Origin of the sequence: Phaeovulum veldkampii DSM 11550 (genome assembly GCF_003034995.1) — a bacterium.
Lineage (GTDB): Bacteria > Pseudomonadota > Alphaproteobacteria > Rhodobacterales > Rhodobacteraceae > Phaeovulum > Phaeovulum veldkampii.
Genome location: NZ_PZKF01000008.1, coordinates 37,270 through 48,752 on the forward strand (window position 1 = coordinate 37,270; position 11,483 = coordinate 48,752).

Here is an 11,483-nt window from a genome sequence, read left to right on the forward strand (position 1 = left end):
GGCGGGCAAACGGGATGCCCATGAACCGGACAGACAGGATCGGCATTGGCCTTTCGGCGGCGCTCCATCTGGGGCTGATCGTCTGGGTCGCCTTTGGCGACTGGCTGTTCCGCCCCAAGCCGCCGCAGGCGATCGAAATGACCGAAGTCGCCGTGATGTCGGAGGCCGAGTTTGCTGCGCTGGTCGCTGCGGCGCCGAAGCCGTCGGACCGGCCCGTGTCCGAGCCCGAGGCGCCGCGCCCCGCCGCCCGGCCCGAGCCGCCCGAGCCCGAACCGACCCCCGCACCCGAGCCGGAGCCTGAGCCTGCACCTGAACCCACGCCGGAACCCGAGCCAGACCCCGAACCCGAGGTGGCCGACCTGCCGCCGCCCCTGCCGGTCCCGCCGGTCGAGGTGCCGTCGGAGATGCTGACCGAGGTCAGCCCGCGCCCGAAACCCAAGCCCGCGCCGCGGGTTGCTCCTACGCCCGCCGAGGCGCCCGAACCCGATGCGCAGGTCGCCGATACCGCGGTCGAGCAAACCCGCCCCGAAGATACTGCCGAACCCGAAGAGGTGGTGGAGCCGCCCAAGGAAAACGCGGCCCCGCCCGAGGCCACGACGCAGATCGTGACCGAGGCCACCGAAACCGAGCAAAAGGCGCAATCTTCAGTGCCGCTGACATCGTCCCGGCCGAAAACCCGGCCCGCCAAGCCTGCGCAACCGGCCAAACCCGCCGCACCCGCGCCAACGCAAACCGCCCAGACGCGCACCGATGCCGTGGCCGATGCGCTGGCCGAGGCTCTGGCCGGGGCCGCGACCGAAGGCACCGGCGGGGTGGGCCGCGCCGCGTCTGGCCCGCCGCTGACCTCGGGCGAAAAGGATGCGCTGGTGATTGCGGTCAAGGCCTGCTGGAACGTCGGCGCGCTGTCGTCGGACGCGCTGCGCACGGTGGTCACGGTGGGCTTTGACATGACCCCCGATGGCCGCCCCGTCGGCGCCTCGATCCGCCGCCTGTCCTACGAGGGCGGCAATGAGACCGCCGCCGCGCAGGCCTATGAGGCCGGTCGCCGTGCGATCCTGCGCTGCGGCGCCAACGGCTTTCCGCTGCCGCCCGAAAAATTCGATCAATGGGCGCAGGTCGAGATTGTCTTCAACCCCGAAAAGATGAGGATGAAGTGATCGCCCCTGCCGCCCCCGCCCTGTCCGCTTCAACCCGTTCCGAGGGATTGCCCCGATGTTTCGTTTCCTGACGCTTCCTGTTCTTGCCCTGTCGCTGACCGCACTCGCTCCGGCGCCTGCTGCGCTGGCGCAGCAAGGCCCGCTGCGCATCGAGATCACCGAAGGTGTGATCGAGCCGTTGCCCTTTGCCGCGCCGACCTTCGTGGCCGAAAATGGCGAGGCCGCGCAATTCGCAGCCGACATCACACGCGTGATCGCCGCCGATCTGGCGGGCACCGGGCTGTTCCGCGAAATTCCCGAAAATGCCCATATCTCGCGCGTGTCCAGTTTCGAGGCGCCGGTCAGCTATGCCGACTGGAAGGCGATCAACGCGCAGGCGCTGATCACCGGGGCGGTGGCGGTGTCGGGCGGGCGCGTGTCGGTCAAGTTTCGGCTTTACGATGTGTTCTCGGGCGCCGAACTGGGCGACGGGCTGCAATTTGCCGCCTCGACCGCGAGCTGGCGGCGGCTTGCGCACAAGGTGGCCGATGCCGCCTATAGCCGGATCACCGGCGAGGGCGGCTATTTCGACAGCCGCGTGGTCTTTGTCGCCGAGGCGGGCGCCAAGAATGCCCGGCAAAAGCGGCTGGGCATCATGGATTACGACGGCGCCAATGTGCAGTATCTGACCGACAGCAGCACGATCGTGCTGGCGCCGCGGTTCTCGCCCAGCGGCGACCGGGTGCTGTATACCACGTTCGAAACCGGCTTTCCGCGGATCAAGATGATCGACGTGGCCTCGGTCACGGGCCGGTTCCTGGCTGAACAGCCCGGCACCATGACCTTTGCGCCGCGGTTTTCGCCCGATGGCAGCCGCGTGGTCTATTCGCTGGAGCAGGGCGGCAACACCGACATCTGGGTGATGGACATCGGTTCTGGCTCGGCCAGCCGGCTGACCAATACCCCGGCGATCGAAACTGCGCCCTCGTTCTCGCCCGACGGGTCGCGGATCGTGTTCGAATCCGACCGATCAGGCACGCAACAGCTTTACATCATGCCCGCAAGCGGCGGCGAGGCCACGCGGATTTCCTTTGGTGAAGGGCGCTATGGCACCCCGGTCTGGTCGCCGCGCGGCGATCTGGTGGCCTTTACCAAACAGAACGCGGGCCGCTTCCATATTGGCGTGATGCGCACCGATGGCAGCGAAGAGCGACTGCTCACAGCCTCGTTCCTTGACGAGGGGCCGACCTGGGCCCCGAATGGACGCGTCATCATGTTCACGCGCGAAACTGCAGGGGCAGGCGGCGAGCCGCGGCTGTATTCGGTCGATATTTCCGGGCGCAACCTGAAACCGGTGCCCACCGCGGGCGCCGCGTCAGACCCGGCCTGGTCGCCGCTGTTGCCCTGATCCGGGTGATGGCGGCCGATTCCCAAGGCCCCGACAACATGTTAGACTGCTGGCAATCGAGCCACAAACAAAGGCGGTAACCCGATGACCCTTCTTCCCAAAGCCCTTCTTCTTGTCAGCGCGCTGGCGCTTGCGGCCTGCAACAACCCCGACCGTTTCGGCGCGGGCGGTGCGGGTGGCGCGGGCGGTGCCGGTGGCATCGACCAATCCAGCCTGGGCGGCGTGAACGATCCGCGCAGCCCGGCCTATTTCAGCCAGACCGTCGGCGACAAGGTTCTGTTTGCGGTCGATCAGTCCACCCTGTCGCCCGAGGCGCGCACAGTCCTGTCGGGGCAGGCGCAGTGGCTGGGCAACAATACCCAGTATTCGGCCATCATCGAGGGCCATGCCGACGAACAGGGCACCCGTGAATACAACCTTGCACTGGGCGCGCGCCGCGCCAGCTCGGTGCAGGAATACCTGATTTCGCAAGGCGTTGCCGCGAACCGCTTGCGCACCGTTTCCTACGGCAAGGAGCGCCCGTTGGAGGTCTGCTCGACCGAGGATTGCTATGCCAAGAACCGCCGCGCGGTCACGGTCCTTTCGCAGGGCGCGGGCAGCTGAGGGGCGCATGATGCGGGCATTCGGGCTTAAGGCGGCGCTGGCGCTTGGCCTGACGCTGGCGCTGCCGCAGGCGGGGCTGGCGCAGGCCAGCGCGCAGACGCTGGCCGACATCCGGGCCGAACTGGGCCAGTTGTCGGCGCAGATCCAGGGCTTGCGGTCTGAACTGCTGGCCTCGGGGCAGTCGGGGTTGGCGGCGGCGGGCGGCGCCAGCGCGCTGGAGCGGATGAACACGATGGAGGCCGCGCTGTCGCGGCTGACGGCGCAGGCCGAGGCGCTGGAAAACCGGGTCAACCGGGTCGTCGCCGATGGCACCAACCGCCTTGGCGATCTGGAGTTCCGGCTGTGCGAGATCGAGCCTGGCTGTGACATCGGCGCGCTGGGGGCGGCGGCGCCTTTGGGCGGGTCGGGCGCGCAACTGGCCGCCCCCGCGGCCCCTGCGGCCACCGGGTCGTTTGCGATGAACGAACAGGCCGATTTTGACCGGGCCCGGGAGGTGCTCGGTCAAGGTGACTTTCGCGGCGCCGCTGACCTCTTTGCGGCCTTTGCCCAAACCTACACGGGCGGTCCGCTGACCGGAGAGGCGATGTATCTGCGCGGGCAGGCTTTGGCGCAGGCGGGCGACACCGCAGGCGCGGCGCGTGCCTGGCTAGAGGCGTTCTCGGCCGCGCCTGACGGGCCGCGCGCGGCCGACAACCTTTTGGCGCTGGGGCAGTCGCTGGGCGATCTGGGCCAGCGCTCCGAGGCCTGCGCGACGCTGGCCGAGGTCGGGTTCCGCTTTCCCGCCTCGCCCGCTGCGGCGCAGGCGGCCAGCGTGCGGCAGGGCCTGTCCTGCCCGTGACCGGCGTCCTGCCCGTGACCGGCACTGCCTGCCCGCTGGCGGCGATGATCGCCGCGGCGCTGCCGCCCGGCCGGTTCCCCCGGCTGGGCGTTGCCGTTTCGGGGGGCAGCGATTCGCTGGCGCTGCTGCATCTGCTGGCCGACCGGGCCGCGGCGAGGACGGGGGCCGCGGGCACGGCGTTGGCGGTGGTGACGGTTGATCATGGCCTGCGCCCCGAGGCCGCCGACGAGGCCGCGATGGTGGCGCGGGTGGCGGCGGGGCTGGGCCTGCCCCACCAGGTGCTGCGCTGGCGCGGTTGGGATGGGCGCGGCAACCTGCCCGACGCGGCGCGGCGCGCGCGCTATGGGCTGATGGCTGACTGGGCGCGGGCGCAGGGCATCGCGGCGGTGGCGCTGGGCCATACCGCCGACGATCAGGCCGAAACCTTTATGATGCGGCTGGCCCGTGGCGCAGGGGTAGACGGGCTGTCGGCGATGGCGCCCGAACGTCGCGCGCAGGGCATTTTGTGGCTGCGCCCGCTGCTGGCCGCGCGTCGGGCCGATCTGCGCGCGGCCCTGCGCGCGCGCGGTGTGGGTTGGGCCGATGACCCGACCAATGCCGACCCGGCCTATGCCCGCATCCGCGCCCGCGCGGCGCTGGCCGCGCTGGAGCCGCTGGGGCTGGGCGTGCCGGTTCTGGCCGAGGTCAGTGCACATCTGCGTGAGGTGCGCGCGGCGCTGGACGCGCAGACCCACGCCGCGGCGCAGGCCCTGACGCGGGCCGAGGCGGGCGATCTGGTGATCGACCGGGCCGGGCTGGCGGCGCTTCCCGTTGAAATCCGCCGTCGCCTGCTGGCCGCCGCGCTGCGCTGGATCGCCACGTCTGATTATACCCCGCGCGGGGCCGATCTGGCGCGGCTGATGCGGGCGGTCGAGGCCGGGCAGGGCGCCGCGCTGCACGGGTGTCTGGCCCGCCCCGAGGGCGCAAACCTGCGGCTTTGCCGCGAACCGGCTGCCGTTGCGGGCGTCACGGCGCGACCCGGCGATCTGTGGGACGGGCGCTGGCGCCTGACCGGCCCCGCCACCGCCGAAGGCTGCCAGATCGCGGCGCTGGGCGAGGCTGGCCTTGCCCAGTGCCCCGACTGGCGCGCCAGCGGTCGGCCCCGGCTGGCGCTGAGCGCCGATCCGGCGGTGTGGCGGGCGGGGCATCTGGCGGCTGCGCCGCTGGCCGGTCTGGCGCTGGGCTGGCAGGTTGAACTTGCGCGCGATTTTCCCTCATCGCTTTTCTCGCATTGAACCTTTGCGCTTTATCCCTATTTTCAGTCCAAAGGCGCAGGGCACACCCCGGCGCCGTAGGACTGTTGGAGGACAACCTTTGGGTAACGCGCGCAATATCGCCTTCTGGGTCGTGCTGTTCCTGCTGATTCTGGCGCTGTTCAACCTGTTCAGCGGCGGGCAGGGCACGATGAACGCCCGCTCGGTCAGCTATTCCGATTTCATCGGCCGCGTGGACAGTGGCGAGGTGGCAAGCGTCACGCTTGATGGCGAACAGGTCGTGTTCCGCGGCAATGACGGGGTGCAATATTCCACGGTCAAGCCGCAGACCGATGACATTACAGCCCGGCTGATCGACAACAAGGTCGAGGTCAAGGTCGAGCGTCAGGAACAGTCGGGCATCATGTCGGTGATCGGCGTGTGGCTGCCGTTCCTTGTGCTGATCGGGATCTGGATCTTCTTCATGAACCGGATGCAGGGCGGTGGCAAAGGCGGGGCAATGGGCTTTGGCAAAAGCCGCGCCAAGCTGCTGACCGAAAAGCATGGCCGCGTGACGTTTGACGATGTTGCGGGCATCGACGAGGCCAAGGAAGAGCTTGAAGAAATCGTCGAATTCCTGCGCAACCCGCAGAAATTCAGCCGCCTTGGCGGCAAGATCCCGAAGGGCGCTCTGCTGGTCGGCCCTCCGGGCACCGGTAAAACGCTGCTGGCGCGCGCGATTGCGGGCGAGGCGGGCGTGCCGTTCTTCACCATCTCGGGGTCGGATTTCGTGGAAATGTTCGTTGGTGTTGGCGCATCGCGTGTGCGCGACATGTTCGAACAGGCGAAAAAGAACGCCCCCTGCATCGTCTTTATCGACGAGATCGACGCCGTGGGCCGGTCGCGCGGCGTGGGCATCGGCGGCGGCAATGACGAACGCGAACAGACGCTGAACCAGCTTCTGGTCGAAATGGACGGGTTCGAGGCGAATGAGGGCATCATTATCGTGGCCGCCACCAACCGCCGCGACGTGCTTGACCCCGCGCTGCTGCGTCCGGGCCGGTTTGACCGCCAGATCCATGTGCCGAACCCCGACATCAAGGGCCGCGAAAAGATCCTGACCGTGCATGCCCGCAAGGTGCCGCAAGGCCCCGATGTGGACCTGCGCCTGATTGCGCGCGGCACGCCGGGCTTTTCGGGCGCCGATCTGGCCAATCTGGTGAACGAGGCCGCTCTTTTGGCGGCCCGCATCGGTCGCCGCTTTGTGACCATGGAAGATTTCGAGAATGCCAAGGACAAGGTCATGCTGGGCGTTGAACGCCGCAGCATGGTGCTGACGCCCGAGCAGAAGGAAAAGACCGCCTATCACGAAGCAGGTCACGCCATCGTCGGCATGGCGCTGCCGAAATGCGACCCGGTCTACAAGGCTACGATCATCCCGCGCGGCGGCGCGCTGGGCATGGTCGTCAGCCTGCCCGAGATGGACCGGCTGAACATGCACAAGGACGAGGCCAAGCAGCGCATCGCCATGACCATGGCCGGCAAGGCCGCCGAGATCATCAAGTATGGCGAAGAAGGCGTGTCGAACGGGCCTGCGGGCGACATCCAGCAGGCCAGCGCGCTGGCGCGCGCCATGGTGATGCGCTGGGGCATGTCCGACAAGGTGGGCTCGGTCGATTACGCCGAGGCACACGAGGGCTATTCCGGCAATACTGCGGGCTTTTCGGTGTCGGCCCATACCAAGGAACTGATCGAACAGGAGGTTAAAGACCTGATCGAGGAGGGCTATGTTCTGGCCCGCAAGTTACTGATCGAGAAATCCGAGGAATTCGAGCGTCTGGCCAAGGGCCTGCTGGAATATGAAACCCTGACCGGCGAGGAAATCCGCCGCGTTACCCGCGGCGAGACGCTGGGTGGTGACGATGCCGGCTCGACGCCCACGGGCTCGATCCCCTCGGTCACGGCGATTCCGCGGACCAAGCCCGCAGCGCCCAAGGGCGATGCGGCCCCCGAACCCACCGTCTGATCGGCCACAGCCATGAGCGACTGGAGCCCCGAAACCTACTCCCGGTTTCGGGGCTTGCGTTTGCGCCCCGCGCTGGACCTGATCGCCCGGATCGGGGCGCTGCCGCCGGGGGATCTGGTCGATCTGGGTTGTGGCAATGGGGCGGTGGGGCCGGCGCTGCGCGCGCGCTTTGCCGGGCGGCGGCTGGTGGGCATCGACGCCTCGCCCGCGATGCTGGAGGCGGCGGCGGCAACCGGCGCCTATGACGCGCTGACCGGGGGCGATGTGGCGGGCTGGCAACCCGAAACCCCGCCCGCGCTGATCTTTTCCAACGCGCTGCTGCACTGGTTGCCTGACCATGCCGCGCTGCTGCACCGGCTGGCCGGGCTGCTGGTGCCGGGCGGTGTGCTGGCAGTGCAGATGCCACGCCAGCACAGCGCCCCCAGCCATCGTTTCCTGCGCGATTTCGCCGCTGAAATGTTCCCGGACCGTTTTGATTTCAGCCATTGGCAACCGCCGGTGGCGATGCCGGCCGATTATCACCGCATGCTGGCGCCGCTGGGGGCGGTCGATGTCTGGCAGACCGATTATGTTCAGCGGCTGGAGGCGAGCGCGGCGGGCCATCCGGTGCGCCGCTTTACCGAGGCGACCGCGATGCGACCGTTTCTCGACAAGATGACCGAGGCCGAGGCGGCCACCTTTGCCGCGCGCTATGACGCGGCGCTTGCAGCGGCCTATCCGGTGGAACAGGATGGCGGTGTGCTGTTCCCCTTCCGCCGTCTGTTCTTCACGCTGACGGTCTGATCGGGCGGCGCAGGACGAGGGAGAGCCGGAATTTTGCTGACAGACATCGAAATCGCGCGCGCCGCGAAAAAACGCCCGATTGCCGAGATCGGCGCGAAACTGGGCATCCCCGAGGCGGCGCTGATCCCCTACGGGCGCGACAAGGCCAAGGTTGACCGCAGTTTCATTGCAGGGCTGGACGACCGGGCCGAGGGGCGGCTGATCCTGGTCACCGCGGTCAGCCCGACGCCCGCGGGCGAGGGCAAGACCACCACCACCGTGGGCCTGGGCGACGCGTTGGCGCGGATCGGCAAGCGCACGGCGATCTGCATCCGCGAGGCAAGCCTTGGCCCCAACTTCGGCATGAAGGGGGGCGCTGCGGGGGGCGGGCTGTCACAGATCGTGCCGATGGAGGAGATGAACCTTCACTTCACCGGCGATTTCCACGCGATTACGGCGGCGCATAATCTGCTGGCGGCGATGATCGACAATCATATCCACTGGGGCAACGCGCTTGACCTGGACCCGCGGCGGATCACCTGGCGGCGGGTGATGGACATGAACGACCGCGCGCTGCGCGACATCGTGGTGGGGCTTGGTGGCCCGGCCAACGGCTATGCGCGCGAGACGGGTTTTGACATCACCGTGGCGTCAGAGGTGATGGCGATCTTGTGTCTCGCGCGCGATCTGGACGATCTGCAAGACCGGCTGGGCCGGATCGTGGTGGGCTATCGGCGCGACAAGACCGCGGTCACTTGCCGCGACCTCAAGGCCGATGGCGCGATGACGGTGTTGTTGCGCGAGGCGTTGCAGCCCAATCTGGTGCAGACGCTGGAAAACACCCCGGCCTTTGTTCATGGTGGGCCGTTTGCCAATATCGCGCATGGCTGCAATTCGGTCATGGCCACGGGCACGGCGCTGAAACTGGCCGATTATGTGGTGACCGAGGCGGGTTTTGGTGCTGATCTGGGGGCCGAGAAATTCTTTGACATCAAGTGTCGCAAGGCCGGGCTGAAGCCCGCGGCGGCGGTGATCGTGGCCACGGTGCGGGCGCTGAAGATGCATGGCGGTGTGGCGCGGGCCGATCTGGCGCGCGAAGATGTGGCGGCGCTGCGGGTGGGCTGTGCCAACCTTGGTCGCCATATCGAGAATGTGCGCGGCTTTGGCGTGCCGGTGGTGGTGGCGATCAACCATTTCGCCGCCGACACCCCGGCCGAGATCGCCGCGCTTCAGGCCTATGTGGCCGGGCAGGGCGCCGAGGCGATCTTGTGCGATCACTGGGCAAGGGGCGGCGCTGGCGCAGAGGATCTGGCCCGCCGCGTTGTGGCGCTGGCCGAAGCGGGTGCGCGTTTTGCCCCGCTTTACCCCGACGATCTGCCCCTGTGGGACAAGATCGAGACGATCGCACGGCGGATCTATCACGCGGGCGAGGTGGCGGCCGACCCGGCCGTGCGCGCCCAGCTTGCGGCCTTCGAGGCGGCGGGCCACGGTCCTCTTCCGGTCTGCATGGCAAAGACGCAATACAGCTTTTCCACTGACCCCGCGTTGCGGGGGGCGCCCTCGGGGCATGTGGTGCCGGTGCGCGAGGTGCGGCTGGCCGCAGGCGCGGGCTTTGTGGTCGCGATCTGCGGTGAGATCATGACCATGCCGGGCCTGCCACGGGTGCCCGCCGCCGAAAGCATCGGGCTGGATCAGGCCGGAAACGTCGTCGGGCTGTTCTGATCGACAGGGTTGAGATTGCCGCCGAAACCGGGCACAAGCGCGCCAACTAAAAGGGGGCGTTGATGCGGGAACTCGACGGTATTTCCTCGATGGCCGAACTGCGCGCCGAGATCGACGCGCTGGATGCGCGGCTGGTTGCGGGCCTTGCCGCGCGCGCGCGTCTGATCGACCGGGCGATTGCGCTGAAACCGGCTGAGGGCCTGCCTGCCCGCATTGACGCACGGGTGGAAGACGTGGTTGCCAAGGTGCGCGCGCGGGCCATGGCCGAAGGGCTGGAGGCGGATCTGGTTGAAACGCTGTGGCGGCAGATCATCGACTGGTCGATCAAGCGCGAAGAGGCGGTTCTGGGAAAGGGAGAGGGCGCATGAGTGCCACGATCATTGACGGCAAGGCCTTTGCCGAACGGCTGCGCGGCCGCGTGGCTGCCCATGTGACCCGGCTGAAGGACGGCCACGGCCTGACCCCCGGTCTGGCCGTGGTGCTGGTGGGCGAAGACCCGGCCAGCCAGGTCTATGTGCGCAACAAGGGCAAGCAGACGCAGGAAACCGGCATGGCCAGTTTCGAGCACAAGCTGCCCGCCGACACGACCGAGGCCGATTTGCTGGCGCTGATCGCGCGGCTGAATGCGGCGCCTGCGGTGCATGGCATTCTGGTGCAACTGCCGCTGCCCGCGCATCTGAACGCCGAACTGGTGATCAACGCCATTGACCCGGCCAAGGATGTGGACGGGTTCCACATCTCGAATGTGGGGCTGTTGGGCACCGGGCAAAAGGCGATGGTGCCCTGTACCCCGCTGGGCTGCCTGATGCTGCTGCGCGACCATCTGGGCAGCCTGTCGGGGCTGGAGGCGGTGGTCGTGGGCCGGTCCAACATCGTGGGCAAACCGATGGCCCAATTGCTGCTGGGCGAGAGCTGCACCGTGACCATTGCCCATTCGCGGACCCGGACAATCGAGGCGGTGTGCCGGCGCGCCGACATTCTGGTGGCCGCCGTGGGCCGCCCCGAAATGATCACCGGCGACTGGATCAAGCCGGGCGCCACGGTGATCGACGTGGGCATCAACCGGGTCGAACGCGATGGCAAGATGCGGCTGGTGGGCGATGTCGATTTCGCCAGCGCGGTGGGCGTGGCGGGGGCAATCACCCCGGTGCCGGGCGGGGTGGGGCCGATGACCATCGCCTGCCTGCTGGCCAATACCGTCACCGCTGCCTGCCGCGCGCATGGCCTGGCAGAACCCGAAGGGCTGACGGCCTGATCCGCCGCCCCTGCTAGGCCAGGGGGCCGGGATCGACCGGCACCATGGTGCCCTGCAACACCGCGATCAGCTTGCGCGCGCCGTCTGGTGCCTCGGCCTCGACCTCGGCGGTGACCACGCTCAGCCGCCGCCCGGCCTTGACCACGCGGCCCCGCGCGATCAGCCGGCCCCCCGCGGCAGGTGCCAGAAGGTTGATCTTCATCTCGGCCGTCATCACCTCGGCCCCCGGCGCCATCAGCGTCAGCGCGGCATAGCCCGCCGCGGTGTCACCCAGCGCAAATGTCAGCCCGGCATGGCCCATGCCATGCTGCTGGCGTGCCAGCGGCAGGATCGGGGCTGCGATCTCGCACAGGCCCGGCTCGATCCGCGTGATTGCGGCGCCGAATGTCTGCATCAGGGATTGTTGAGCAAAGCTGTTCGTGATGCGGTCGGCGCTGGTCGGTGTCATGCGGGTCTCCTTTGCAACGATTTTGCTCGCGGCGATGTAATGTTGGCAAGATC

General features: G+C 68.2%; 11 protein-coding genes. 10 read left to right on the top strand and 1 reads right to left on the bottom strand.

Annotated elements, in window-relative coordinates; all coding sequences use genetic code 11:
* Window positions 1–20: 20 nt before the first annotated feature.
* From C5F46_RS04975 to folD, 10 genes are all read left to right on the top strand, one after another.
* Window positions 21–1,157 (top strand): cell envelope biogenesis protein TolA, encoded by a 1,137-nt coding sequence (locus tag C5F46_RS04975; protein ID WP_107324258.1) that lies wholly within the window; start codon window positions 21–23, stop codon window positions 1,155–1,157.
* 55 nt (window positions 1,158–1,212) lie between these two features.
* Complete coding sequence (gene tolB, locus C5F46_RS04980) at window positions 1,213–2,544, top strand: Tol-Pal system beta propeller repeat protein TolB (protein ID WP_107324259.1); 1,332 nt, start codon at window positions 1,213–1,215, stop codon at window positions 2,542–2,544.
* An 84-nt stretch (window positions 2,545–2,628) separates the two neighbouring features.
* Window positions 2,629–3,147, top strand: coding sequence for a peptidoglycan-associated lipoprotein Pal (gene pal / locus C5F46_RS04985; protein WP_107324260.1), 519 nt, complete (start codon window positions 2,629–2,631; stop codon window positions 3,145–3,147).
* Between the two features lie 10 nt (window positions 3,148–3,157).
* The gene (ybgF, locus tag C5F46_RS04990) at window positions 3,158–3,985 is read left to right on the top strand and encodes a tol-pal system protein YbgF (protein ID WP_107324323.1); all 828 of its coding nucleotides are present in this window, start codon (window positions 3,158–3,160) and stop codon (window positions 3,983–3,985) included.
* Between the two features lie 44 nt (window positions 3,986–4,029).
* Entirely contained in the window at window positions 4,030–5,259 is a 1,230-nt protein-coding gene (gene tilS / locus C5F46_RS04995; RefSeq protein WP_107324324.1) for a tRNA lysidine(34) synthetase TilS, read from the top strand.
* A gap of 79 nt (window positions 5,260–5,338) precedes the next feature.
* Window positions 5,339–7,243, top strand: coding sequence for an ATP-dependent zinc metalloprotease FtsH (gene ftsH, locus C5F46_RS05000; protein WP_107324261.1), 1,905 nt, complete (start codon window positions 5,339–5,341; stop codon window positions 7,241–7,243).
* Window positions 7,244–7,255: 12 nt separating this feature from the next.
* On the top strand, window positions 7,256–8,026 hold the full coding sequence (locus C5F46_RS05005) for a methyltransferase domain-containing protein (protein ID WP_107324262.1): 771 nt from the start codon (window positions 7,256–7,258) through the stop codon (window positions 8,024–8,026).
* A 33-nt stretch (window positions 8,027–8,059) separates the two neighbouring features.
* Window positions 8,060–9,727, top strand: a complete 1,668-nt coding sequence (locus C5F46_RS05010; protein WP_168796836.1) for a formate--tetrahydrofolate ligase — start codon at window positions 8,060–8,062, stop codon at window positions 9,725–9,727.
* A 62-nt stretch (window positions 9,728–9,789) separates the two neighbouring features.
* The gene (locus C5F46_RS05015; RefSeq protein ID WP_107324264.1) at window positions 9,790–10,095 is read left to right on the top strand and encodes a chorismate mutase; all 306 of its coding nucleotides are present in this window, start codon (window positions 9,790–9,792) and stop codon (window positions 10,093–10,095) included.
* Window positions 10,092–10,982, top strand: a complete 891-nt coding sequence (gene folD, locus C5F46_RS05020) for a bifunctional methylenetetrahydrofolate dehydrogenase/methenyltetrahydrofolate cyclohydrolase FolD (RefSeq protein WP_107324265.1) — start codon at window positions 10,092–10,094, stop codon at window positions 10,980–10,982. The genes C5F46_RS05015 and folD overlap by 4 nt, the downstream gene beginning before the upstream one ends.
* 13 nt (window positions 10,983–10,995) lie before the next feature.
* Here the strand turns inward: folD and C5F46_RS05025 are convergent, their stop codons facing one another.
* Window positions 10,996–11,430 (bottom strand): PaaI family thioesterase, encoded by a 435-nt coding sequence (locus C5F46_RS05025; protein WP_107324266.1) that lies wholly within the window; start codon window positions 11,428–11,430, stop codon window positions 10,996–10,998.
* Window positions 11,431–11,483: the final 53 nt, after the last annotated feature.

Bases quoted from the DNA above. Each gene is read 5' to 3' on its own strand.
- folD (WP_107324265.1), top strand. From the start codon at position 10,092: ATGAGTGCCACGATCATTGACGGCAAGGCCTTTGCCGAACGGCTGCGC.
- C5F46_RS05025 (WP_107324266.1), bottom strand. From the start codon at position 11,430: ATGACACCGACCAGCGCCGACCGCATCACGAACAGCTTTGCTCAACAA.
- tolB (WP_107324259.1), top strand. From the start codon at position 1,213: ATGTTTCGTTTCCTGACGCTTCCTGTTCTTGCCCTGTCGCTGACCGCA.
- ybgF (WP_107324323.1), top strand. From the start codon at position 3,158: ATGCGGGCATTCGGGCTTAAGGCGGCGCTGGCGCTTGGCCTGACGCTG.
- C5F46_RS05015 (WP_107324264.1), top strand. From the start codon at position 9,790: ATGCGGGAACTCGACGGTATTTCCTCGATGGCCGAACTGCGCGCCGAG.
- tilS (WP_107324324.1), top strand. From the start codon at position 4,030: ATGATCGCCGCGGCGCTGCCGCCCGGCCGGTTCCCCCGGCTGGGCGTT.
- C5F46_RS05005 (WP_107324262.1), top strand. From the start codon at position 7,256: ATGAGCGACTGGAGCCCCGAAACCTACTCCCGGTTTCGGGGCTTGCGT.
- C5F46_RS04975 (WP_107324258.1), top strand. From the start codon at position 21: ATGAACCGGACAGACAGGATCGGCATTGGCCTTTCGGCGGCGCTCCAT.
- pal (WP_107324260.1), top strand. From the start codon at position 2,629: ATGACCCTTCTTCCCAAAGCCCTTCTTCTTGTCAGCGCGCTGGCGCTT.